This is a genomic window from Agromyces cavernae (assembly GCF_021044935.1).
In the GTDB taxonomy this organism is placed as follows: Bacteria; Actinomycetota; Actinomycetes; order Actinomycetales; family Microbacteriaceae; genus Agromyces; species Agromyces cavernae.
This window is the reverse complement of record NZ_JAJNMP010000002.1, coordinates 427,652-452,712: the sequence shown is the minus strand read 5'-3', so window position 1 is coordinate 452,712 and position 25,061 is coordinate 427,652. Positions and strand designations below refer to the sequence as shown.

20 protein-coding genes are annotated in these 25,061 nt (G+C 68.5%); 13 read left to right on the top strand and 7 right to left on the bottom strand.

Features of this window, described 5'->3' with window-relative positions; translation table 11 throughout:
• Positions 1–50 precede the first annotated feature (50 nt).
• From uvrA to LQ757_RS08160, 10 genes are all read left to right on the top strand, one after another.
• Positions 51–2,939, top strand: coding sequence for an excinuclease ABC subunit UvrA (gene uvrA, locus LQ757_RS08205; RefSeq protein ID WP_231046733.1), 2,889 nt, complete (start codon positions 51–53; stop codon positions 2,937–2,939).
• A 2-nt stretch (positions 2,940–2,941) separates the two neighbouring features.
• The gene (uvrC, locus tag LQ757_RS08200) at positions 2,942–4,888 is read left to right on the top strand and encodes an excinuclease ABC subunit UvrC (protein ID WP_231046732.1); all 1,947 of its coding nucleotides are present in this window, start codon (positions 2,942–2,944) and stop codon (positions 4,886–4,888) included.
• A 32-nt stretch (positions 4,889–4,920) separates the two neighbouring features.
• Positions 4,921–5,799 (top strand): RNase adapter RapZ, encoded by an 879-nt coding sequence (gene rapZ, locus LQ757_RS08195; RefSeq protein ID WP_231046731.1) that lies wholly within the window; start codon positions 4,921–4,923, stop codon positions 5,797–5,799.
• A 33-nt stretch (positions 5,800–5,832) separates the two neighbouring features.
• A complete protein-coding gene (whiA, locus tag LQ757_RS08190) occupies positions 5,833–6,813 on the top strand; it encodes a DNA-binding protein WhiA (protein WP_231046730.1) in 981 nt (326 codons plus the stop codon).
• Positions 6,814–6,998: 185 nt separating this feature from the next.
• Positions 6,999–7,625, top strand: a complete 627-nt coding sequence (locus tag LQ757_RS08185) for a superoxide dismutase (RefSeq protein WP_231046729.1) — start codon at positions 6,999–7,001, stop codon at positions 7,623–7,625.
• Between the two features lie 96 nt (positions 7,626–7,721).
• Positions 7,722–8,726, top strand: coding sequence for a type I glyceraldehyde-3-phosphate dehydrogenase (gap, locus tag LQ757_RS08180; RefSeq protein ID WP_231046728.1), 1,005 nt, complete (start codon positions 7,722–7,724; stop codon positions 8,724–8,726).
• A gap of 11 nt (positions 8,727–8,737) precedes the next feature.
• Positions 8,738–9,952 carry a phosphoglycerate kinase gene (locus LQ757_RS08175; protein ID WP_231046727.1) on the top strand — a complete coding sequence of 405 codons (1,215 nt, stop codon included), beginning with the start codon at positions 8,738–8,740 and terminating at the stop codon, positions 9,950–9,952.
• On the top strand, positions 9,943–10,731 hold the full coding sequence (gene tpiA, locus LQ757_RS08170; protein ID WP_231046726.1) for a triose-phosphate isomerase: 789 nt from the start codon (positions 9,943–9,945) through the stop codon (positions 10,729–10,731). The genes LQ757_RS08175 and tpiA overlap by 10 nt, the downstream gene beginning before the upstream one ends.
• Before the next feature lie 85 nt (positions 10,732–10,816).
• Positions 10,817–11,068, top strand: coding sequence for a preprotein translocase subunit SecG (gene secG, locus LQ757_RS08165; RefSeq protein ID WP_231046725.1), 252 nt, complete (start codon positions 10,817–10,819; stop codon positions 11,066–11,068).
• Between the two features lie 13 nt (positions 11,069–11,081).
• Positions 11,082–11,447, top strand: a complete 366-nt coding sequence (locus LQ757_RS08160) for an RNA polymerase-binding protein RbpA (RefSeq protein WP_231046724.1) — start codon at positions 11,082–11,084, stop codon at positions 11,445–11,447.
• Between the two features lie 74 nt (positions 11,448–11,521).
• Here the strand turns inward: LQ757_RS08160 and pgl are convergent, their stop codons facing one another.
• Genes pgl through tkt form a run of 6 tightly spaced genes read right to left on the bottom strand, consistent with a single transcriptional unit; the run spans position 11,522 to position 19,630 of the window.
• Complete coding sequence (gene pgl / locus LQ757_RS08155) at positions 11,522–12,292, bottom strand: 6-phosphogluconolactonase (protein WP_231046723.1); 771 nt, start codon at positions 12,290–12,292, stop codon at positions 11,522–11,524.
• The gene (locus tag LQ757_RS08150) at positions 12,289–13,248 is read right to left on the bottom strand and encodes a glucose-6-phosphate dehydrogenase assembly protein OpcA (protein WP_231046722.1); all 960 of its coding nucleotides are present in this window, start codon (positions 13,246–13,248) and stop codon (positions 12,289–12,291) included. Before LQ757_RS08150 ends, pgl begins: the two co-directional genes overlap by 4 nt.
• Positions 13,245–14,786: a glucose-6-phosphate dehydrogenase gene (gene zwf / locus LQ757_RS08145; RefSeq protein ID WP_231046721.1), complete on the bottom strand. Its 1,542-nt coding sequence runs from the start codon at positions 14,784–14,786 to the stop codon at positions 13,245–13,247. The genes LQ757_RS08150 and zwf overlap by 4 nt, the downstream gene beginning before the upstream one ends.
• 16 nt (positions 14,787–14,802) lie before the next feature.
• Positions 14,803–16,407, bottom strand: coding sequence for a phosphoglucose isomerase-related protein (locus tag LQ757_RS08140; protein ID WP_231046720.1), 1,605 nt, complete (start codon positions 16,405–16,407; stop codon positions 14,803–14,805).
• The gene (gene tal, locus LQ757_RS08135) at positions 16,404–17,510 is read right to left on the bottom strand and encodes a transaldolase (protein WP_231046719.1); all 1,107 of its coding nucleotides are present in this window, start codon (positions 17,508–17,510) and stop codon (positions 16,404–16,406) included. The genes LQ757_RS08140 and tal overlap by 4 nt, the downstream gene beginning before the upstream one ends.
• Before the next feature lie 26 nt (positions 17,511–17,536).
• Complete coding sequence (gene tkt / locus LQ757_RS08130; protein ID WP_231046718.1) at positions 17,537–19,630, bottom strand: transketolase; 2,094 nt, start codon at positions 19,628–19,630, stop codon at positions 17,537–17,539.
• A gap of 329 nt (positions 19,631–19,959) precedes the next feature.
• Here tkt and LQ757_RS08125 point away from each other — a divergent pair, with 329 nt between their 5' ends.
• On the top strand, positions 19,960–20,880 hold the full coding sequence (locus LQ757_RS08125) for a heme o synthase (protein ID WP_231046717.1): 921 nt from the start codon (positions 19,960–19,962) through the stop codon (positions 20,878–20,880).
• A 365-nt stretch (positions 20,881–21,245) separates the two neighbouring features.
• Here the strand turns inward: LQ757_RS08125 and LQ757_RS08120 are convergent, their stop codons facing one another.
• Positions 21,246–22,181: a COX15/CtaA family protein gene (locus LQ757_RS08120; protein WP_231046716.1), complete on the bottom strand. Its 936-nt coding sequence runs from the start codon at positions 22,179–22,181 to the stop codon at positions 21,246–21,248.
• A 253-nt stretch (positions 22,182–22,434) separates the two neighbouring features.
• Between LQ757_RS08120 and sufB the strand changes: the two genes are divergently transcribed.
• Together sufB and sufD are read left to right on the top strand one after the other, a co-directional pair.
• Entirely contained in the window at positions 22,435–23,853 is a 1,419-nt protein-coding gene (gene sufB, locus LQ757_RS08115) for a Fe-S cluster assembly protein SufB (protein WP_231046715.1), read from the top strand.
• A gap of 14 nt (positions 23,854–23,867) precedes the next feature.
• A complete protein-coding gene (gene sufD / locus LQ757_RS08110) occupies positions 23,868–25,061 on the top strand; it encodes a Fe-S cluster assembly protein SufD (protein ID WP_231046714.1) in 1,194 nt (397 codons plus the stop codon).

The window sequence follows — 25,061 nt, the reverse complement described above, 5'->3', positions numbered from 1 at the left end:
GCAGGTGCGGCACCGGCGTCGATGTCGGTGGGTCTCTTTAGACTCGTAGGGTGCCAGTTTCACGTCTCGATGCCCATTCGCACCTGAGTGTTCGCGGGGCCCGCGTCCACAACCTGCAGAACGTCGACGTCGAGATCCCCAGAGACTCGATGGTGGTGTTCACGGGCCTGTCCGGCTCCGGAAAGTCATCGCTCGCCTTCGACACGATCTTCGCCGAGGGCCAGCGCCGCTACGTCGAGTCGCTGTCCGCCTATGCGCGCCAGTTCCTCGGCCAGGTCGACCGGCCCGATGTCGATTTCATCGAGGGGCTCAGCCCCGCGGTGTCGATCGACCAGAAATCGACGAACCGCAACCCGCGTTCGACGGTCGGCACCATCACCGAGATCTACGACTACATGCGACTGCTCTGGGCGCGCATCGGCGTTCCGCACTGCCCGGTCTGCGGCGAGAAGATCCAGCGGCAGACCGTGCAGCAGATCGCCGACCAGCTCATGGAGCTCGAAGAGGGCACTCGCTATCAGGTGCTGAGCCCCGTCGTGTCGAAGAAGAAAGGCGAGTTCGTCGACCTCTTCCGCGACCTCGCCGCCCAGGGCTACTCGCGTGCCGTGGTCGACGGCGATCTCATTCGGCTCGATGAGCCGCCGGCGCTGAAGAAGCAGGTCAAACACGACATCTCGGTCGTCGTCGATCGACTCGTCGCCGGCCCCGACCTGCTCGGTCGCCTCACCGACTCGCTCGAGACCGCCCTGCGGCTCACCGACGGTCTGGTGCAGATCAACTACGTCGACGAGACCGGTCCCGATGCCTGGACCACCTTCTCCGAGAAGCTCTCGTGTCCCAACCAGCACCCGATCCAGCTCACCGAGATCGAGCCGCGCACCTTCTCGTTCAACGCGCCGTTCGGCGCCTGCCCCGAGTGCTCGGGGCTCGGCACGCGCATGTCGGTCGACGAAGACCTGCTGTTGGGCGACCCGTCGCTCAGCATCACCGATGGCGTCATCCTCCCGTGGACGTCACAGGGCAAGAGCCTCTACAACTACTACGAGAAGCTGCTCGACGGGCTCGCGCGCGACCTCGGCTTCTCGCTCGACACGCCGTGGCACGACCTCCCGGCCGAGGCACGGGCCGCGGTGCTGCGCGGCGACAACTTCGAGGTCAAGGTCCGGTGGCGCAACCGCTACGGCCGCGAGATGAGCTACACATCGGGGTTCGAGGGCGTCGTGCCGTACATCGAGCGCCAGTACGTGCAGGCCGAGACCGACGTGCAGCGCGCGCGGTGGGCCGAGTACCTCCGCGAGGTGCCGTGCCCCGTGTGCGAGGGCAAGCGCTTGAAGCCCGAGGTGCTCTCGGTACTCATCCACGAGCACAGCATCGCCGACGTCGGGCTGCTCAGCCTCACCGATGCCCGTTCCTTCATGGATCGACTGCACCTCACCGAGCGCGAGCAGACCATCGCCGCCCAGGTGCTGCGCGAGATCAAGGTCCGCCTCGACTTCCTGATCCGGGTGGGGCTCAGCTATCTCGACCTCGCGCGCGCGGCGGCCACGCTTTCGGGCGGTGAGGCCCAGCGAATCCGGCTGGCGACCCAGATCGGCTCCGGCCTCACGGGAGTGCTGTATGTGCTCGACGAACCGAGCATCGGCTTGCACCAGCGCGACAACCGCCGGCTGATCGACACGCTCATCGCGCTGCGTGATCTGGGCAACACGCTCATCGTCGTCGAGCACGACGAAGACACCATCCGCACCGCAGACTGGATCGTCGACATCGGCCCAGGGGCAGGTGTCAACGGCGGTACCGTGGTGCATTCCGGCAGCTATGCCGACCTCGTGAAGAACACGCGCTCGCTGACGGGAGATTACCTTTCGGGGCGCAAGGAGATCGGAATCCCCGAGCGACGCCGCCCGATCGACCCCGCGCGCATGATCTCCGTCGAGGGAGCCGCGGCCAACAACCTCCGCGGCGTCGATGTCGAGTTCCCGCTCGGTACCTTCACCGCGGTCACCGGAGTCAGTGGATCCGGCAAGTCCTCGCTCGTGAACGACATCCTCTACCGGGTGCTGGCGAACCGGCTCAACGGCGCCCGCAAGGTGCCGGGCAAGCACCGCCGAGTCACGGGACTCGATCAGCTCGACAAGGTGGTGCACGTCGATCAGGCGCCGATCGGGCGAACGCCGCGATCGAACCCGGCGACGTACACGGGCGTGTTCGATCGCATCCGCACGCTCTTCTCCGAGACGACCGAGGCGAAGGCGCGGGGGTACCTGCCGGGCCGCTTCAGCTTCAACGTCAAGGGCGGTCGCTGCGAGGCCTGCTCGGGCGACGGCACCATCAAGATCGAGATGAACTTCCTGCCCGACGTGTACGTCGCATGCGAGGTGTGCGGTGGCAAGCGGTACAACCGCGAGACGCTGCAGGTCCACTACAAGGGCAAGAACATCGCCGAGGTGCTCGAGATGCCGATCTCAGAGGCCGCCGACTTCTTCGAGCCGATCTCGGCGATCCATCGCTACCTGAAGACCCTCGTCGATGTCGGGCTGGGGTACGTGCAGCTCGGGCAGAGCGCCACGACCCTGTCGGGCGGCGAGGCGCAGCGGGTGAAGCTCGCGACCGAACTGCAGCGGCGTTCGAACGGCCGCAGCGTGTACGTGCTCGACGAGCCGACGACGGGGCTCCACTTCGAAGATGTCCGCAAACTGCTGAAGGTTCTCGGCAAGCTCGTCGAGAAGGGCAACACCGTCATCGTCATCGAGCACAGCCTCGACGTGATCAAGTCGGCCGACTGGATCATCGACCTCGGTCCCGAAGGCGGCTCCGGGGGCGGTCAGATCATCGCGACGGGCACGCCCGAGCAGGTGGCCGCGGTGAAGGAGAGCCACACCGGGTTCTTCCTCCGCGAGATCTTCGACACGGCCGCGCGCACCGAGGTCGCCAGCTGAGGATGAGCACAGCGCCGTCGAGCACCCAAGGCGTCCCGTACCGGCCGAAGGCGGGTGAGATCCCCACCTCGCCCGGTGTGTACCGGTTCCGCGACGCCGAGCGTCGTGTGCTCTACGTCGGCAAGGCCAAGAACCTGCGGTCGCGGCTCTCCAACTACTTCGCACCGCTGCGCACGCTGCAGGAGCGCACCCGGCGCATGGTCACGACGGCCGCATCGGTCGAGTGGACGGTGGTCGGCAGCGAAGTCGAGGCGCTGCAACTCGAGATCACGTGGATCAACGACTTCAAGCCGCCGTTCAACGTGCGCTTCAAAGACGACAAGTCCTACCCCTACCTCGCGGTGACGCTCGGCGATGAAGCACCCCGAGCCGTGGTCACGCGCAACCGCAAGATACCGGGGGCGCGATACTTCGGCCCGTACCCGAAGATGTGGGCGATCAACGACACGCTCGAGATCCTGCTGAAGCTCTTCCCGATCCGCACATGCAAGGACTCCGACTACCGGCGCGCGATCGCCAGCGGGAAGCCCTGCTTCGCCGGTCAGATCGGCAGGTGCTTCGGCCCGTGCTCGGGTCGCGTCACGATCGAGGAGCACCGCGAGAACGTCGATCGATTCGTCGGGTTCATGCAGAACCAGGACCGGCGCATCGTGGGGGAGCTCACCGATCGCATGCTCACCGCGGCGGCCGCCCAGGACTATGAGGCGGCAGCGCGATTCCGTGACCAACTGAAGGCCGCGAACGCCTTCTTCGAGCGCAGCGCCATGGTGCTCGGCGAGGGTGTCGACCTCGATGTGTTCGGCATCGAACACGACGAGCTCGCTGCCGCGGTGCAGCAGTTCATCGTACGCGGCGGTCGTGTGCGAGGTGTGCGGTCGTGGACGGTCGACAAGGAGCTCGACGTGCCGCTGGGCGAGCTCGTCGACTTCGTCGTGCAGAACGCCTACGGCGACGACATCCGGCCGCCGCGCGAGGTCGTCGTGCCCGAGCTTCCCGACGACGCCGAGGCGCTCGAGAGCTGGCTGGGCACCCTCGCCGAACGCAAGGTGCGCATCCGTGTCGCGCAGCGCGGCGACAAGGCGGCGCTGCTCGAGACGGCGACCCAGAACGCGAAGCAGACGTTGATGCTCTACAAGACGCGTCGCAGTGCCGATTTCACCGCTCGCTCGCAAGCCCTCGAAGACATTCAAGAGGCGCTCGGCATGGCCGACGCCCCGCTCCGCATCGAGTGCTACGACGTCTCGCACCTGAGCGGAACGAACATCGTCGCCTCGATGGTCGTGTTCGAAGACGGCCTCCCGCGCAAAGACGAGTACCGCCGGTTCACGATTCCCCGCTCGAGTGACGACACCGACTCGATCCACCAGGTGCTCACTCGTCGGCTGGCGTACCTCGCCCGCCCGGCCGGCGTCGATGACGATGAGGGCGCGGCGTCGGAGCCTGCCGACGTGAACGGCACGGACACCACCGAGACATCCGGTCGGCGCAAGAAGTTCGCCTATCGGCCGAACCTGCTCGTCGTCGACGGCGGCCAGCCGCAGGTCGCCGCCGCCGCCCGCGCCCTGTCCGAGTCCGGCGTCGACGGCGTCTACCTGTGCGGCATCGCCAAGCGGCTTGAAGAGATCTGGACGCCCGACGCGGACTTCCCGGTCATCCTGCCCCGCAACAGCGATGCGCTCTTCCTCTTTCAGCGCGTCCGCGACGAAGCGCATCGATTCGCGATCACCCATCAGCGTCAACGCCGCAAGCGCGACATCGGCACGGTGCTCTCCGAGATTCCGGGGTTGGGTCCTGCACGGGTGAAAGAGCTGCTGCGCCACTTCGGTTCGGTCAAGCGACTTCGCGCGGCGTCCGAGGCCGAGATCGCCGAGGTGAAGGGCATCGGCCCGGCGCTCGCGACGACGGTGCACGGCCACTTGCGCGCCGACGGCGCGCCCGTGCCCCGCTAGGCTGGGATGTCGACACGCGGAAGGGGAGCAGGATGACCGCGGGGGACTCCGAGCAGCAGGAGATGCTGATCGTCACGGGCATGTCCGGGGCAGGGCGAACCACGGTCGGCAACGCCCTTGAAGACCTCGGCTGGTACGTCGTCGACAACCTCCCGCCGCAGATGCTGCGGCCGCTCGTCGAGCTCGTCGAACGAGCCGGTACCTCGCTTCCCCGCATCGCGGCGGTCGTCGACATCCGCGGTCGCGACTTCTTCTACGAGTTGCAGGACATCATCCAGGCCCTTCGGGCGGGCGTCAACGTGCGGGTCGTCTTCCTCGATGCGAACGATGCGGTGCTCGTACGACGCTTCGAGTCGGTTCGGCGCCCGCACCCCTTGCAGGGCGACGGCACGCTGCTCGACGGCATCGGCATCGAGCGCGCTCGCCTCGCGGCGCTCCGCGAGGCGAGCGACATCGTCGTCGACACCTCCGACCTCAACATCCACCAGCTCGCGACGCTCATCACCGAGACGTTCGCCCCCGAAGACCACGCCGGGCTGCGGGTCACCATGTTGAGTTTCGGGTTCAAGTACGGCGCTCCGACCGATGCCGACCTCGTCGCCGACGCGAGGTTCCTGCCGAACCCGTTCTGGTCACCCGAGCTCCGACATCTCACCGGCGAAGACGAGGCGGTCAGCGAATTCGTGCTCGGCCAGCCGGGAGCGCGCGAGTTCCTCGACGCGTACGCGAAGGCGCTCGAGCCCGTGATGGCCGGCTACCAGCGCGAGAACAAGCGACATGCGACGATCGCGATCGGATGCACCGGCGGCAAGCATCGCTCGGTCGCGCTCGTGCGCGAACTGAGCGAGCGCGTCGCGAAGATGCCCGGCGTCGCCGTGAGCGTCAAGCACCGCGACCTCGGCCGCGAATGACGCCGACGACCGAAACACAGATTGGACGACCTGGTGGCACTGACCGCTGATGTGAAAGAAGAGCTCGCGCGAGTCGAGGTATCGAAGACGAGCGTCAGGGTCGCCGAACTCGCCTCGGTCCTGCGCTTCGCCGGAGGACTGCACATCATCTCGAACCGGATCGCCATCGAGGCCGAGCTCGACACGCCCACGATCGCGCGGCGAGTCACACGCGACCTCGGCGAGATCTACGGCGTGCGCCCCGACGTCTCGGTCATCGCGCCGTCGGGGATGCGACGCTCGAACCAGTACCTGGTCAGGGTGCTCGACGGCGGCGAGACCCTCGCGCGCCAGACCGGACTGCTCGATGCCCGGCGGCGCCCCGTCCGCGGGCTTCCGAACAAGCTCACGACGGGTTCGCGCGACGAGGTCGCCGCCATCTGGCGCGGCGCGTTCCTCGCCCAGGGGAGCCTGACCGATCCGGGCCGCTCCGCCGCGCTCGAGGTGACTTGCCCAGGCAACGAGACCGCGATGGCCCTCGTCGGTGCCGCCGGGCGCCTCGGGATCTCCGCCAAGGCGCGCGAGGTGCGAGGAGTGCACCGGGTCGTCATCCGCGACGGCGAGGCGATCAGCGCGATGCTCGCGGTCATGGGCGCGACGGCGACGGTGCGCAACTGGGAGGAGCTGCGGCAGCGTCGAGAGGTGCGGGCGACCGCGAACCGGCTCGTGAACTTCGACGACGCCAACCTGCGCCGATCTGCTCAGGCCGCGGTCGCCGCCTGCGCTCGTGTCGAGCGGGCGATGGAGCTGCTCGGCGACGACATTCCCGAGCACCTGAAGTACGCGGGTGAACTGCGGCTCGCGCATCGCGAGGCGAGCCTCGACGAACTCGGCCACCACGCCGACCCACCCATGACGAAGGACGCCGTCGCCGGGCGCATCCGCCGTCTCCTGGCGATGGCCGACAAGCGCGCCGCCGACCTCGGCGTTCCCGGTACCGAGGCGAGCCTGCCCGCCGACCTCGACGAGGTCTGAGCGTCACCGGCTCATTCGTCTGATGCTCACCTGCCGATGATCGTGATCGGTCGGGACATCCGCCGACCCTCGTTTCCGCTCGATGTCAACGGCGGACACCCGTCCGCGCAACGGGCATAGACTCGGAAAAGCCGCGGATGCCGGGGAGACGCCCGGGTACCCGGCGCATCTGACAAGGAGAAGCAATGGCTGACTACACCCTGCCCGATCTCGCCTACGACTACTCGGCGCTCGAGCCCTCGATCAGCGGCACCATCATGGAGCTGCACCACTCGAAGCACCACCAGGCCTACGTCACCGGTGCCAACACGGCGCTTGCGCAGTTGGCCGAAGCCCGCGACTCGGGCAACCTCGCCAATGTCAACAAGCTCGAGAAGGACCTCGCGTTCAACCTCGGCGGACACGTCAACCACTCCATCTTCTGGACCAACCTGTCGCCCGACGGCGGCGACAAGCCCACCGGCGAACTCGCCGCGGCCATCGACGACCAGTTCGGTTCGTTCGACAAGTTCCAGGCGCACTTCACGGCCACGGCGCTCGGCGTGCAGGGGTCGGGCTGGGCGGTCCTCGCCTGGGACTCGCTCGGACAGCGCCTGATCGTCGCGCAGTTCTTCGACCAGCAGGGCAACCTCCCCGCCGGCCTCGTTCCGCTGCTCATGCTCGACGTCTGGGAGCACGCGTACTACCTCGACTACAAGAACGTGCGCGCCGATTACGTCAAGGCGTTCTGGAACATTGCGAACTGGGACAACGTGCAGCGGCGGTTCCAGGCCGCGGCTGAGAAGACCTCAGGGCTGCTGCTACTGTCGTAAACGCGACGGTGTCCCCGGACCCGTCCGGGGACACCGCCGTCCGATCAGTTCACCCGTGCAAGTGCGCCCTCGCGCAACATGAAACAGGAGACATCTGTGTCTGTAAAGATCGGCATCAACGGCTTCGGCCGCATCGGCCGCAATTACTTCCGTGCCGCCTTGGCGCAGGGCGCCGACCTCGAGATCGTCGCGGTGAACGACCTCACCGACAACAAGACCCTGGCGCATCTCCTGAAGTACGACTCGGTCACGGGCCGACTCGACGCGACCGTCGACTACGACGACGACAACATCATCGTGAACGGCACCGCGATCAAGGCGTTCGCCGAGCGCGACCCCGCGAACCTTCCCTGGGGCGAACTGGGCGTCGACATCGTCATCGAGTCGACCGGGTTCTTCACCAAGGCGACCGATGCCCGCAAGCACATCGAGGCCGGCGCCAAGAAGGTGCTCATCTCGGCGCCCGCGACCGACGAGGACGCGACGTTCGTCATCGGAGTGAACGAAGACCAGTACGACCCCGAGAAGCACCACATCATCTCGAACGCGTCGTGCACCACGAACTGCCTCGCTCCGCTCGCCAAAGTATTCAACGACACGTTCGGCATCGAGCGCGGCCTCATGACGACGGTGCACGCCTACACCGCCGACCAGAACCTGCAGGACGGCCCCCACAAGGACCTGCGTCGTGCCCGTGCCGCCGCCATCAACATCGTGCCGACCTCCACGGGTGCGGCCAAGGCGATCGGCCTCGTGCTTCCCGAGCTCGTCGGCAAGCTCGACGGCTTCGCGCTGCGCGTTCCGGTTCCCACCGGTTCGATCACCGACCTCACGGTCACCGCGTCGCGGCCCGTCACGGTCGACGAGGTGAAGGCCGCCTACAAGGCCGCCGCCGAGGGCCCCATGAAGGGCATCCTGAAGTACACCGAAGACGAGATCGTCTCGAGCGACATCGTCTCGGACCCGCACTCGTCGATCTTCGACGCAGGCCTCCTGCGCGTGATCGGCGACCAGGTGAAGCTCTCGAGCTGGTACGACAACGAGTGGGGCTACTCCAACCGTCTCGTCGACCTCACCGAGTACGTCGCCGAGCGTCTCTGAATCGAGCATCCGTGACCCTGCGAACGATCGATTCCCTCGGTCCGCTCGCCGGCAAGCGCGTCGTCGTCCGTTGTGACCTGAACGTCCCCCTGCGGGACGGCGTCATCACCGACGACGGCCGCGTGCGGGCGTCGGTCCCCACCCTCGAAGCCCTCGTGCGCCAAGGCGCCCGCGTCATCGTGGTCTCGCATCTCGGGCGCCCCGAGGGCGCGCCCGATGCGAAGTACAGTCTCGCGCCGGTCGCTGCGCGCCTCGGCGAACTGCTCGACGCGCCGGTCGCGTTCGCGACCGACACGGTCGGTGCGGATGCCTCGGGCAAGGTCGCCGCGCTCGGCGACGGCGAGGTGCTCGTGCTCGAGAACCTCAGGTTCAACCCCGGAGAGACCTCGAAGAACGAGCCGGAGCGCACGGCGTTCGCGGGCGAGCTGGCCGCGTTCGCCGACGCCGTCGTCTCCGACGGCTTCGGTGTGGTGCACCGCAAGCAGGCGAGCGTCTACGAGCTCGAGCTGGCGCGACCCAGCGCTGCCGGGCTCCTGATCGACGCCGAGCTCGACGTGCTCGATCGGCTGACCGAGAAGCCCGAACGCCCGTACACGGTCGTGCTGGGCGGGTCGAAGGTGTCAGACAAGCTCGGCGTCATCGCCCACCTGCTTCCCCGTGTCGACCGGCTGCTGATCGGTGGCGGCATGCTCTTCACCTTCCTCGCCGCACAGGGCCACAAGGTGGGGTCGAGCCTGCTCGAAGCCGACCAGATAGAGACCGTCCGTGGGTACCTCGCCGAGGCCGCGGAGCGCGGCGTCGATATCGTGCTGCCCACGGATGTCGTGGTGGCGGCATCGTTCTCGGCCGACGCCGAGCATGTCACCGCAGCGGCCGACGCCATCGAGCAGACCCCGTTCGGCGCATCCGGCCTCGGCCTCGACATCGGCCCCGAGACATCCGCGGTCTTCGCGGCGCACATCCGCGAGTCGAAGACCGTGTTCTGGAACGGACCCATGGGAGTCTTCGAGCTCGCACCGTTCGCGGCCGGCACGCAGGCGGTCGCCGAGGCGCTCACCCATGTCGACGGCCTCAGCGTCGTCGGCGGTGGCGACTCGGCCGCGGCCGTTCGCCAACTCGGCTTCGACGATGACCGATTCGGCCACATCTCGACCGGCGGAGGCGCGAGCCTCGAATTCCTCGAAGGCAAGAAACTCCCCGGACTGGAGGTCCTCGGATGGCAGTGAAGCGTACCCCGTTCATCGCGGGCAACTGGAAGATGAACCTCGACCACCTGCAGTCGATCGCGTTCGTGCAGAAGCTCGCGTGGTCGCTCGCCGACGCACGGCATGATTTCGCCGACGCCGAGGTGGCGGTCTTCCCGCCGTTCACCGACCTGCGCTCGGTGCAGACCCTCGTCGCCGCCGATTCGCTGCCGATCGGCTATGGCGCGCAAGACCTGTCGGCGCACGACTCCGGCGCCTACACCGGCGAGATCTCGGGAGCGTTCCTCTCGCAGCTCGACTGCGGCTACGTGATCATCGGGCACTCCGAGCGTCGCACGCTGCACGGTGAGACCGATGCCGACGTCAACGCCAAGATCAAGGCCGCGCACCGCCATGGGCTCGTCCCCGTCGTGTGCGTGGGCGAGACGGCCGAGGACCTCGAGGCGCACGGCCCGAGGGCCGTGCCGGTGGCGCAACTGCGTGCGGCACTCGACGGCATCGACGGGTCGAAGGGCCTCGTCGTCGCCTACGAGCCCGTGTGGGCCATCGGCTCCGGACAAGCGGCGACGCCCGCCCAGGCCGAGCAGGTCGCGGCGGCGCTTCGTGCGCTGCTCGTGGAGCTCATCGGCGATGAGACCGCGCAGGGTACGCGCGTGCTCTACGGGGGTTCGGTCAAGGCCGCCAACATCGCCTCGTTCCTGCGTGAGCCGAATGTCGACGGCGCGCTCGTCGGCGGCGCGAGCCTCGACATCGACGAGTTCTCGAGCATCGTCCGATTCAAGAAGCACGTCGGCGCCTGACGCGTCGTTCCGTAGTGCGCCGCGATGAGCGGCTATACTCGATTGTCGGCATCGACCCCCTGCGTCGTGCCCGGAAAGGTTCACCGTGGAGATTCTCCAGGTCGTCCTGCAGGTGCTGCTCGGTCTCACGAGCCTCCTGCTGACGCTGCTCATCCTGCTGCACAAGGGCCGTGGCGGCGGTCTCTCCGACATGTTCGGAGGCGGCGTCACCTCAAGCCTCGGGGCGTCGGGTGTCGCTGAGCGCAACCTCAACCGGATCACGGTCATTCTCGGGCTCGTCTGGATCACCTGCATCGTGGTGCTCGGGCTGATCACCAAGTTCGACTCCGGAATCTGACGGGGAGACACCAATGGCATCAGGCAACAGCGCCATCCGCGGCTCGCGAGTGGGTGCCGGTCCGATGGGCGAACAGGATCGCGGTTTCCACGCGGATCGGGTCGCCGTCAGCTACTGGGACGCGCGCGGCAACGAGACTGTCCGTTACTTCGCGGCGAACCTGCCCGAAGAAGAGATCCCCGACGTCATCGACAGTCCGTCGACGGGTCTGCCGGCTGGTCGCGACCGCGAGAACCCGCCGTCGGTTTCGAAGCTCGAGCCCTATAAGACGCACCTCGCGTACGTGAAGGAGCGCCGAACCGAAGACGAAGCCGCCGCGCTGCTCGACGACGCGCTCACGCAGCTTCGCACACGTCGCGGCCAGGTTCCGAAGGACTGACGCGCAAGGAACGACGAATGAGGGGGCGGCCGGTGGCCGCCCCCTCATTCGTGGCGTGAAGCTCAGTGCACCGATCAGTAGTCACGCGCGATGAGCGACTCGGGCACCTCGGCCGCGGCGTCCTGATCGATGAAGAAGACAGTTCGACGACGGCCCTTGATGCCCGCGACCGGCACCTCGTCGCGGCTCGCGCCGGCGAGGGCGAGCCCGAGCGCCGAGGCCTTGTCGGCGCCGGCCAGCACCAGCCAGACACGCTGCGAGGCGTTGATCACGGGACGCGTGAGACTGAGCCGCTCCGGCGGAGGCTTCGGTGAATCGCGCACGGCGATGACCGTGCGGTCGGTCACCTGGATTCCCGAACGGTGCGGGAACAGCGACGCGATGTGCCCGTCGGGCCCGACGCCGAGGAACGTGATGTCGAAGATCGGGTGGGGCAGGCCGTCGACCCCGTGATCGGCGAGCTCGGCCGCATAGTCGACGGCGGCCTCATCGAGCGTGAGCCCCGAGTCGGAGGTCGGGAAGGGATGCAGGTTCCCCTCGGGCAGGTCGAGATCGTCGAGCAGGGCGACGCGCGACTGCTCATCATTGCGCTCTGCGTCTCGCGCCGGCACCCACCGTTCGTCACCCCACCAGAAGTGCACGCGCGACCAATCGATCGACATGCGCGCGGGCGACGCTGCGACCGCCTCGAGCACCGCGGCGCCCATCGAGCCGCCGGTCAGGACGACATGCACCACGGCCTGTGCGTCGAGCAGGTCGAGTGTCTTGGTGATGAAGCGAGCCGCGACCGAGCCCGCGAGGCTCACCTTGTCGGGGTGGACGAGCACGCGCCGTTCGTTCGTCACGCAGTGACCTCCTCGACACCGTCCGCGAGCTGAGCGAGTCCGCTCCTGATGACTTCACCGTACAGCTCATCGGGGTCGAGACGCCGCAGTTCGTCGGCAAGGCAGTCGCGGAGGGTTCGACGGGGGAGTGCGACGTCATGCGTCGGCTGGCTCGGCTGGCGAAGCGTCGCGACGCCGGGGACGTCCCGCACGAGGTCGATGGTGCCGCTCGCGCGCTCGAGCCGCACCCCGTGGATGCCGTGCGAACCGGCCTCCACGCCGGTCAGCCGGCACGCCGACGGGGCGCCGAGCTGCAGCCGGAGCCACGCCGCGAGCAGCGTCGTCGACGGCGAGTCGATCGCTCCGGTGACATGGACTCCGGTGACCGGTTCATAGGGCGGCTGGTCGAGCACGGCCGCGAGCTGGGCGCGCCAGAGCGTGAGTCTCGTCCATGCGAAGTCCGCGTCGCCCGGCAGGTAGCTCGCCGAGAGCGCATGGAGCGCCGCCTGCGGGTCGGCTTGGGTCGAGGCATCCGTGATCCGCCGCTGTGCGATGCGCCCGAGCGGCGACGTGCCCGGCACTTCGGGAGCCGCGCCGGGCCACCACGTGACGACGGGTGCATCGGGCAGGAGGAGGCCCATGACGAGGCTCTCCTCGTCGCGAGCGGCATCGCCCCACGCACGCAGCACGATCACCTCGCTCGCACCCGCGTCGCCCCCGACGCGGATCTCGGCGTCGAGGCGCGGCGGCACCTCGGAGGTGTCGGTGCCCGGCTCGGTGGAGACCACGATGACGCGCATCGGATGCTCGCGGGAGGCGTCGTTGGCGGCCTCGATGGCCTCCTCCTCGTCTCCGGGCGCCGTGGCGATCACGAGGGTCAGCACGCGACCGAGCGCGACGACGCCGCCCTCTTCACGGATCTTGACGAGCGTCTTCGAGACGAGGCTGGTGGTGGTGTCGGGGAGGTCGACGATCATGGGCGTCTCCAGGTTCGGCCATCGCGGGCGAGGAGTTCGTCTGCGGAACTCGGCCCCCAGGTTCCGGGGCGGTACTGCTCGGGCTGTCCTTGCGTCGCCCAGAACTCCTCGATGGGGTCGAGGATCTTCCAGGAGAGCTCGACCTCCTCCTGGCGGGGGAACAGCGGCGGGTCGCCCAGCAGCACGTCGAGGATGAGCCGCTCGTACGCCTCGGGGCTCGCCTCGGTGAACGCATGGCCGTAGCCGAAGTCCATCGTGACATCGCGCACCTGCATGCCTGCGCCGGGCACCTTCGAGCCGAAGCGGATCGTCACGCCCTCATCGGGCTGCACCCGGATGACGAGCGCATTCTGGCCGAGCTGCGACGTCTGGCTGTCGGCGAAGACCTGCTGCGGCGCCCGCTTGAAGACGACGGCGATCTCAGTGACGCGGCGGCCGAGGCGCTTTCCGGCGCGGAGGTAGAACGGCACGCCCGCCCACCGGCGCGTGCCGATGGTGAGCTTCATCGCCGCGTAGGTCTCGGTCGTCGATTCGGGATTCATACCGTCTTCGTCGAGGAAGCCGACGACCTTCTCGCCGCCCTGCCACCCGCCGGCGTACTGGCCACGGGCGGTGCCCGTCGCGAGGTCGTCGGGCAGGCGCACCGCTGCGAGGATCTTCTCCTTCTCGGCGCGCAGGTCGCCGGCCTCGAATGAGATCGGCTCCTCCATCGCCGTCAGGGCGAGCAGTTGCAGCAGGTGGTTCTGGATGACGTCGCGCGCTGCGCCGATGCCGTCGTAGTAGCCTGCCCGACCGCCGACGCCGATGTCCTCGGCCATCGTGATCTGCACATGGTCGACGAAGTTGGCGTTCCAGATCGGCTCGTACAACTGGTTCGCGAACCGGAGCGCCAGGATGTTCTGCACCGTCTCTTTGCCGAGGTAGTGGTCGATGCGGAAGACCGAGTCGGGCGGGAACACCGACGCGACCACGTCGTTCAGCTCGCGCGCCGTCTTCAGGTCGCTGCCGAACGGCTTCTCGATGACGACGCGACGCCACTGGTCGTCGCGCTGCTCGGTGAGGCCCGAGCGCTTCAGCTGCTCGGTGACGAGCGGGAACGACTTCGGCGGGATCGACAGGTAGAAGGCATGGTTGCCCATCGTTCCCCGCTCGCGGTCGAGTTCCTGCACGACATCGCGGAGCCGGTCGAACGCCGCATCGTCGTCGAAGTCGCCGGGTACGAACCGGATGCCCTGCGCCAGCTGGCGCCAGACATCCTCACGGAACTCGGTGCGGGCGTACTGCTTCACCGAATCGTGGACGACCTGCTCGAAGTCCTGGTCTGCCCAGTCGCGCCGGGCGAAACCGACGAGCGCGAAGCCCGGCGGCAGCAGGCCTCGATTCGCGAGGTCGTACACCGCCGGCATCAGCTTCTTGCGCGACAGGTCGCCGGTGACGCCGAAGATGATGAGGCTCGACGGGCCGGCGATGCGATTGAGCCGGTAGTCCTTCGGCGAGCGCAGCGGGTTGTGCGCTGCGGTGATCGAGACCGGTTGCATGCGTCTCCTTCGAAGGTCAGCCGACGGCGTCGAGCAGGGCCGTGACGTTCGTCGCGGGCTCGGTCAGCGTCAGAGTGAGCACCGGTCGGCCGTGTTCAGCGAGCACGCTGGCGTCGCCGGACGCCTGCGCGGCGATGAGCTGGCCGAACGTGAAGGGACGCTCGGGGATCGCGAGATCTTCGACCGGCGACTGCGTGATCTGCAGGAACACGCCGACGGCGGGGCCGCCCTTGTGGAACTGACCGGTGGAGTGCAGGAAACGGGGGCCCCAGCCGAACGTGACGGGGCGGCCCGAGCGCGCGGCGAGAAGGTCGCGGATACGGGCGACCTCGGGGTGCGCGACGCGGTCGACGTAGGCCTGCACCGAGATGTAGCCGTTCTCGGGCAGCTCCTCGAGCAGCACGTCGATCGCCGACTCGAGGTCGCTCGACGCCCCGATGACCTCGGGCGTGCCACGCACCTCGATGCCGTTCGCGACGAACGCTGCGGGCTCGGGCGCGGGGCGGGCGTCGAGCAGGCCACGCGCCGCGATCTTCGCCGACTCGACGTCGGGCTGGTCGAACGGGTTGATGCCGAGGATGCGGCCGGCGACCGCGGTCGCGTACTCCCAGACGAGCAGCTGCGCGCCGAGGCTTCCGGACACCCGGATCTCGCCGGTGTCGTGATGGCTGAAGATCTGGTCGCCCGCGTCGTCGACGAGTCGCACGACCTGGACGTCGGGCAAGTCTGCCGTCAACTCGGGTGCGTCGGTGTCGAGGACGACCGGCAGGATGCCGGTGCCCTCCTTGCCGGTGGATTCCGCGATCAGCTGCTCGGCCCAGTCGGCGAAGCCGACGATGTGCGTGCCATCGGCCACGATCGCGAGCTTGTCGCGAAGCGGCGCGGTCGCGGCGATCGCCGCGCCCAGCACGAGGCCCGGGTTCTCAGGCGTGTCGACGGCGAGCGAGAGCTCGATCGTCTCGGCCTCGTCCAAGATCTCGGAGATGTCGACGCCGGCGAGTCCCGACGGCACGAGGCCGAAGGCGGTCAAGGCCGAGTAGCGGCCGCCGACGTTCGGGTCGGCGTTGAACACGCGGTAGCCCGCGGCGCGCGCCGACTCGTCGAGCGGCGAGCCGGGATCGGTCACGACGATGATGCGCTTCGCCGGGTCGATTCCGGCGTCGCGGAACGCCTGTTCGTACGCGCGTCGCTGGCTGTCGGTCTCGACGGTCGAGCCCGACTTCGACGAGACGACGAGGGCGGATGCCTCGAGCCGGTCGCCGAGCGCGGCGAGCACCTGCCCGGGCTCGGTGGAGTCGAGCACGGTGAGGCCGACGCGCGCCGTGCGGGTGATCACCTCGGGCGCGAGCGAGGATCCGCCCATTCCGCCGAGGACGATGTGGCGGACGCCGTCGGCCTCGAGCTGCTCGCGGAGCGCCTCGATCTCGGCGACGAGCGGCCGGGACACGGCCACGGCCTCGGTCCAGCCGAGACGCTTCGCCGACTCGGCTTCGGCCTCGGGGCCCCAGAGCGTCGCGTCCTGCGCGGTGATGCCGCTCGCGACGAGGTCGCTCACGAGCCCGGGAACGGTTCGGCGCACCGCGTCGGCGGCGGCGCCCGACACCGAGATGCGGAAGCTCATCGAGCCGCCTCCAGTGCGGTGCGGACGCTGTCGATGAGCTCGCCCCACGAGACGATGAACTTCTCGACGCCCTCGTTCTCGAGGGTGAGGGTCACATCGTCGTAGTCGACGCCGACGGCCGCGAGCGCGTCGAGCACGGCACCGGCGTCGGCGTAGGCGCCCGTGACGGTGTCGCCCGCGATGACGCCGTGGTCGAACGTCGCCTCGAGGGTCTTCTCGGGCATCGTGTTGACGACGCCGGACGCCACCAGTTCGGTGACGTAGAGGGTGTCGGGCAGGCTCGGGTCCTTGACGCCGGTCGAGGCCCAGAGCGGCCGCTGGCGGTTCGCGCCGGCGGCGAGCAGCGCGGTGGCCCGCTCGGTGGCGAACTCCGCTTCGTAGAGCTGGTAGGCCAGGCGGGCGTTGGCGACGCCGGCCTTGCTCTTGAGCGCGAGGGCCTCGGGGGTTCCGATCGCGGTGAGTCGCTTGTCGATCTCGGTGTCGACGCGCGAGACGAAGAACGACGCGACGGAGTGGATCGTCGAGAGGTCGATGCCCGCCTCCTCGGCCTGCTCGAGCCCGGAGAGGTACGCGTGGATCACTTCGCGGTAGCGGTCGAGGCTGAAGATGAGCGTGATGTTGACGCTGATGCCGGCCGCCGTCGCCGCCGTGATCGCCTCGAGCCCCTCGACGGTCGCCGGGATCTTGATCAGCGCGTTCGGGCGGTCGACCTTCGCCCACAGGGCCTTCGCCTCCGTGATCGTGCCCGCGGTGTCGCGGGCCAGGCCCGGGGCGACCTCGATCGAGACCCGGCCGTCGACGCCGCCGGTGCGGTCGTAGACGGGCCGGAACACGTCGGCGGCGGCGCGCACGTCGTCGGTCGTGATGTCGAAGATCGCGGTGTCGACGTCGGCGCCGGCGACGGCGAGCTCGTGGAGGTGGTCGTGGTACGTGTCGCTCTTGAGCGCCGCGGCGAAGATCGTCGGGTTGGTGGTGACACCGACGACGTTGCGGTCGGCGATGAGCCGCTCGAGGTCGCCGGTGACGAGGCGTTCGCGCGAGAGGTCGTCGAGCCAGATGCTGACGCCGGCCTCGGAGAGGGCAGCGGTGGGGGAGTTGGTCATGTGGATGTCTCCTCTTCGGGCTCGCGTCAGGCCGACGCGAGCGATTCCTTGGCGGCCGCGACGACGGCGTCCGCCGTGATGCCGAACTCGCGGAACAGGGTCTTGTAGTCGGCGGAGGCGCCGAAGTGCTCGATCGACACCGCGCGGCCGCGGTCGCCGATGTAGCGCTGCCACGTGAGTGCGACGCCGGCCTCGACCGACACGCGAGCGGTGACCGCCGCGGGCAGGACCTGCTCGCGGTACTCGGCGGGCTGCTCCTCGAACCACTCGAGGCTCGGCGCCGACACCACGCGGGCGCGCACGCCCTCGGCGGCGAGCGTCTCGCGCGCCGCGAGGGCGAGCTGCACCTCGGACCCCGTCGCGATGATGATCACGTCGGGCGTTCCGTCGGCCGCCTCGGCCAGTACGTAGGCGCCCTTCGAGAGGTTGGATGCCGCGGCGAGCGTGTCGCCGGACGCGTCACCGTCGCCCCGCTCGAACACCGGGATGTTCTGTCGCGTCAGGGCGATGCCGGCCGGGGCATCCGATCGCTTCAGGACCTCGAGCCACGCATACGCGACCTCGTTCGCATCGGCGGGGCGCACGACCGTGAAGCCGGGGATGGCGCGCAGGGTCGCGAGCTGCTCGATCGGCTGGTGGGTGGGGCCGTCTTCACCGAGCGCGACGGAGTCGTGCGTCCACACGAAGATCGACGGCACCTTCATCAGCGCGGCGAGGCGCACCGCGGGACGCATGTAGTCGCTGAAGATCAGGAACGTGCCGCCGAACGCGCGCGTCGGCCCATGCAGGACGATGCCGTTGACGATCGCGCCCATGGCGTGCTCGCGGATGCCGAAGTGCAGCACCCGGCCGTAGGGGTTGCCCGCGAACTCGTGCGTGGACCACTCGGTCGGGATGAACGAGGGCGCGCCGTTGATGGTGGTCAGGTTCGACTCGGCGAGGTCGGCGGAGCCGCCCCAGAGCTCGGGCAGCACACCGGCGAGCGCGTTGATGACCTTGCCCGACGCGGCACGCGTCGAGAGCTCGGTGCCGCCCTCGAAGACCGGCAGCGCCGACTCGATGTCGTCGGGCAACTCGCCCGCCTCGAGGCGGTCGAGCAGCGCCTTGCGCTCGGGGTTCGCAGCGGCCCAGGCGTCGAACGCGGATTGCCACTCGGCGTGCGCGGCGGCACCGCGCTCACCGGCGAGTCGGGTGTGCGCGATCACGTCGTCGGCGATCACGAAGTTCTGCTCGGGGTCGAAGCCGAGCACCTCCTTCGTCGCTGCGAGCTCGGCCGCGCCGAGCGCCGATCCGTGGATCTTGCCGGTGTTCTGCTTGCCCGGGCTCGGCCAGCCGATGATCGTCTTCAGGATGATGATCGACGGCTTCGAGGACTCGCCCTTCGCCGCTTCGATCGCTGCGTGCAGCTCGGCGACGTCTTCGACGTACTCGCCCGTCTTCTTCCAGTCGACGGTCTGCACGTGCCAGCCGTAGGCCTCGTAGCGCTTCGCGACGTCTTCGGTGAATGCGATGTTCGTGTCGTCTTCGATGGAGATCTGGTTCGAGTCGTAGATCAGGACCAGGTTGCCCAGCTGCTGGTGGCCGGCGAGCGACGACGCCTCGCTCGTGACGCCCTCCTGCAGGTCGCCGTCACCCGCGATCACGTAGACGAAGTGATCGAACGGGGAAGTGCCGGCGGCGGCATCGGGATCGAAGAGGCCGCGCTCGAAGCGCGAGGCGTACGCGAACCCGACCGCCGACGCCAGGCCCTGCCCGAGCGGGCCCGTGGTGATCTCGACGCCGTCGGTGTGACCGTACTCGGGGTGGCCGGGGGTCTTCGAACCCCACGTGCGCAGCGTCTCGAGGTCGTGCAGTTCGAGGCCGTCGCCCGCGAGGTACAGCTGCACGTACTGCGTCAGCGAGCTGTGCCCGGCGGAAAGGATGAACCGGTCGCGACCGAGCCACGCGTGATCGGCCGGATCGCGGCGCATGACCTTCTGGAACAACAGGTACGCGGCGGGCGCGAGGCTCATCGCGGTTCCGGGGTGCCCGTTTCCGACCTTCTCGACAGCATCTGCCGCGAGCACTCGGGCCGTGTCGACCGCCCGATCGTCGATGGGTTCCCACTGGAGATTTGCCACGAGGTGCTGTTCCTTCCGATCGTGACGTGTCGGGAACCGTCAGCCCCGACCCGCCGAGGACGTTCTGGCGCGGTTCCGCCACGGGCGGAGAGCGCCCCGGAACGTCGTCTGGATGACGTCAGGGGAGAACCCGCGACACGAGGCGCGCATTCCTCAGTATATGGATCCCGGGCCTTGTGTGACGGGCTGTGTCTCACGGCGGCAACCGGCTGCCGTGAGGTCCCGGCACGCGCGCATTCACGCCGCCGTGGCCCGGTGCCGAGATGGCCTAGACTCGATGAGGGTGCGTGGGGAGTCGCCGTGACGTGCCCGCGCCCAGAAGAGGAACGATGAAGGCAGCCGTGCACACCCGCGAGTCGCGACCTGAGATGACGGTGCGGCGCAAGCTCGCCGCATACCTCGCGCTCACCAAGCCGCGTGTCATCGAATTGCTGCTCGTGGTCACCGCGCCGACCATGATCCTGGCGCAGCAGGGCCTGCCGAACCTCTGGCTGCTCGTCGCCACGCTCATCGGCGGCGCCATGAGCGCGGGCTCCGCCGGGGCGTTCAACTGCTACATCGACCGTGACATCGACCGCGTCATGAAGCGCACGCAGGGCCGCCCACTGGTCACGGGCGAACTGACCGACCGCGAAGCGATCGTCTTCGCATACGGGCTCGGCATCGCGTCGATCGTGTGGCTCGGGGTGTTCACCAACTGGCTCGCCGCGGCGCTCTCGCTCGCCGCGATCCTGCTCTACGTCGTCTTCTACAGCCTCATCCTCAAGCGCCGCACGTCGCAGAACATCGTCTGGGGCGGCGTCGCCGGGTGCATGCCCGTGCTGATCGGCTGGGCAGCGGTGACCGGCAGCCTCGACTGGCCGCCGCTCATCCTGTTCCTCATCATCTTCCTGTGGACCCCGCCGCACTACTGGCCGCTGTCGATGAAGTACAAGGACGACTACGCCGCTGCGGGCGTGCCGATGCTCGCCGTCGTCCGCGGTCGCGCGCAGGTGGGTCTGCAGGTCATCCTCTACGCCTGGGCGACGGTCGCGTGTTCGCTGCTGCTCATCCCGATCGCCGAGATGGGGCTGGTGTACTCGACCGTCGCGCTCGTCACGGGCGTCTGGTTCATCTACGAGACGCACCGGCTGTACAACCTCGCGATCCGGCACGAGCAGGTCTCGCCGATGCGGGTGTTCCACGGCTCGATCATGTACCTCTCGCTCCTCTTCCTTGCGATCGGCATCGACCCGCTGCTGCCGTTCTAGAGGCGCCGCCGCCGGTACTCCGGCGATCACCACGACTTCGGATGGAACCGCCCCAATCGTTCCGAAGGTACGGCGATCGCCGAAACTGTGGTTCGCATCATCCGTCCTCAACACCGTCCTGAGCACACCGGCTCTGTACAGCTCGGCTGACTCGGCCGAAGGTGACCGACGACTGGCCGGGCGTGCAGGGCGGCATCGTCCGCGCCGTCGGGCAGGGGCTGCATCGGCGCTGACCGCAATGTCGGCGAACTCCGCGGAATCGGATCGGTTCGACCGTAGGGATCCGAGCTGATGGCGATCTCCGCGATTGCGGCGCGGCCGTCGGAAGTGAGGTCGGGGCGTGAGGATTCAGGCCCTGGGAGGCTTCAGGCGGCGGAAGCCCCGGCCTCGGCGGTCCCGGTCGCGGACGCCGCCGAGGACGCTTCGGCGGGCGAGTCGGATGTCGCAGCCGGCCGCTTGAGGCGCAGCACGACGAGCGTCATGGTCGCGGCGGTGAGCGCGGCGAGCACCATGTGCACCCCGACGGCGAGCACCGGCAGTCCGTTGCGGGCCTGGTAGAGCCCGACGGCGACCTGCAGGACCTCGGCGGCGAGCAGCACGATCACCCAGCCGAGCGTGGGCAGCTTCAGGCGCCACGCGGCGACGGCGAGGACAAGGGTGAGCGCGACGAGCGCGTACCCGGGCCAGGCGTGCACGTGCTCGAGCAGCTCGGAGTCGAATCCCGTTCGGCCGGCCTCGGCGTCGCCCGAGTGGGGGCCGGAGCCCGTGGTGAGCACGCCGAACACGATGGTGAGGGCGAGCACGGCGCTCGTCGCGTGGGTGAGGCCCGCGTACCACCCGGGTACGGCACGCTCGCGGGGTCCGGCGGGCTCGTCCATGCGGGCGAGGAACGCCGCCGTCACGCACACGAGCGCGAGCGACGAGACGTAGTGGAACCCCACGATGAAGGGGTTGAGGCCCGTCCAGACCGTGATTCCCCCGACGATCGCCTGCGCGACGATGCCGAGGCCGACGATGAACGAGAGCACGAAGAGGTCGCGCCGCTCACGGCGGATGCGCCACACGAGCAGGAACACGATGAGGGCGAGGATGCCCACGACACCCGTCATGAGGCGGTTGCCGAACTCGATGAGCGAGTGATAGCTCAGCTCGTCGGTCGGGACGAGCGAATCGGGTGTGCACGTGGGCCAGGTGGGACATCCGAGACCCGAACCGGTCAGGCGCACCGCGCCACCCGTCGCGATGATCGTCACCTGCGCGATGAACGAGGCCCAGGCGAAGATGCGGAGAGTGCGGGTCACGCTCGTGGATCCTGATCCGGGCGCGCCCTGTGCAGGTGCTGGGTGGTCGGACCCGGCGACACGGCGACCCTGTAGACTCGAAGGGTTGGAGATTCCCGCGAGGCGCGCGACAACGCGCGATGCGGGTACCCAGCCATCTTAGGTTCGCACTGACGCCACCCGCACATCATCTCCCGATCGGCGAGCACCTCGACTCGCGACGGGGAATGAGCCGGACTGATAGCCGGTCGCACGGGAGGAGAAGAGGGAGAGCATGACGGACGTACTGATCGACCGCCCCGAACTGGAAGGGCTCGGCACGTACGAGTTCGGCTGGGCCGACTCCGATGTCGCCGGGGCATCCGCCCGACGCGGCATCTCGCCCGAGGTGGTCGCCGACATCTCGCGGCTGAAGGACGAACCCGAGTGGATGCTCCAGCGGCGCCAGCGCGCGCTGCAGCTCTTCGAGCGCAAGCCCATGCCCACCTGGGGTGCCGATCTCTCCGAGATCGACTTCGACAACATCAAGTACTTCGTGCGCTCCACCGAGAAGCAGGCCCAGACCTGGGAAGACCTGCCCGACGACATCAAGAACACCTACGAGAAGCTCGGAATCCCCGAGGCGGAGCGCCAGCGTCTCGTCGCCGGCGTCGCCGCGCAATACGAGTCCGAGGTGGTCTACCACCAGATCAACGAAGAGCTCGAGCGCCAGGGCGTCATCTTCATGGACACCGACACGGCGCTGCGTGAGCACCCCGAGTTCTTCGAGGAGTACTTCGGCACGGTCATCCCGGCCGGCGACAACAAGTTCGCCGCCCTGAACACCGCGGTCTGGTCGGGCGGGTCGTTCGTCTACGTGCCGCCGGGCGTCCACGTCGAGATCCCGCTGCAGGCCTACTTCCGCATCAACACCGAGAACATGGGCCAGTTCGAGCGCACGCTCATCATCGCCGACGAGGGCAGCTACGTGCACTACATCGAGGGCTGCACGGCGCCGATCTACAAGTCCGACTCGCTGCACTCGGCGGTCGTCGAGATCATCGTGAAGAAGAACGCCCGCGTGCGCTACACGACGATCCAGAACTGGTCGAACAACGTCTACAACCTCGTCACCAAGCGCGCGACCGCTGCCGAGGGCGCCACCATGGAGTGGATCGACGGCAACATCGGCTCGAAGGTCACGATGAAGTACCCGTCGATCTTCCTCATGGGCGAGCACGCCAAGGGCGAGACCCTCTCGGTCGCGTTCGCGGGCCCGGGCCAGCACCAGGACGCCGGCGCCAAGATGATCCACATGGCGCCCTACACGCAGTCGTCGATCGTCTCGAAATCGATCGCGCGCGGCGGCGGCCGTGCCGGCTACCGCGGTGAGGTGCGCGTCGACGCGAACGCCCACCACGCGGCGAACACGGTGCGCTGCGACGCCCTGCTGGTCGATACGATCTCGCGATCCGACACCTACCCGGCGATCGACATCCGCGTCGACGACGTGCAGCTCGGCCACGAGGCCACGGTGTCGAAGGTCAGTGAAGAGCAACTCTTCTACCTCATGTCGCGCGGCATCCCCGAAGACGAGGCCATGGCCATGATCGTGCGCGGGTTCATCGAGCCCATCGCCCGCGAGCTCCCCATGGAATACGCGATGGAACTCAACAAGCTCATCGAAATGGGCATGGAAGGATCGGTGGGCTAGGAGTGACCGCCCAGATGACCAGCACAGCCATGCCCACGGCCGAGCAGCACGGCCTCGTCGCGCACACCGACGGCGCATTCGTCCCGGTGCAGACGCGTTCCGAGCGGTTCCGCTCGGTGAACGTCGACGACTTCGAGCCGGTCAACGGCCGCGAACACGAGTGGAAGCTCTCGCCCGTCGCGGCGTTCGCCGACCTCACCGCCGGTGAACTCGACGGCTCGCGCCCGACGATCGAGACGACCCTTCGACAGGCTCAGGACGGCGCGGATGTCCCGGGCGTGGCGATCTCGTGGATCGACCGCACGGACGCCCGCATCGGGTCGGCCGGCATCCCCGAGGAGCGCGCGAGCGCCAACGCCTGGTCGACCTTCGGCGAGTCGCTGCTCGTGTCGGTCACGGGCGAAGACGAGAAGGTCGCCGTCATCACCCGTTCGGGTCTCGGCACCGCGCCGCGCGCGGCGCACACCGTCATCGAGGCGGCGCCGTTCAGCCGCGCGCTCATCGTGCTCCGCGGCACGGGCGACGCACGCCTCAGCGAGAACGTCGAGATCCTGGTCGGCGAGGGCGCATCGCTCACCGTCGTGTCGCTGCAGGAGTGGAGCGACGACTCGGTGCATCTCGCGAGCCAGTTCGCGCGCCTCGGCCGGGATTCGTTCCTGAAGCACATCGTGGTCTCGCTCGGCGGCAAGGTCGTACGGGTCAACCCGTCGACCCACCTCGCCGAGCAGGGTGCCGACGTCGAGGCGCTCGGCCTCTACTTCGCCGACGCCGGCCAGCACCTCGAGCAGCAGGTGTTCGTGCACCACGACGCCCCGCACACCAAGAGCCGCGTCACCTACAAGGGTGCGCTGCAGGGCGCGGGCGCGCGCAGCGTGTGGATCGGCGATGTGCTCATCGGCCCGAAGGCCACCGGCACCGACAGCTACGAGCAGAACCGCAACCTCGTGCTCACCGACGGCACCCGTGCCGACTCGGTGCCGAACCTCGAGATCGAGACCGGCGACATCGAGGGTGCCGGTCATGCGAGCGCCACGGGGCGCTTCGACGACGAGCAGCTGTTCTACCTCATGGCTCGCGGCATCCGCGAAGACGAGGCGCGTCGCCTCGTCGTGCGCGGGTTCCTCACCGAGATCGTGCAGAAGATCGGTTCGCCCGAGCTCGAAGAGCGGCTCATCGCCGCGCTCGAAGCCGAATTGCAGGGCAACTGA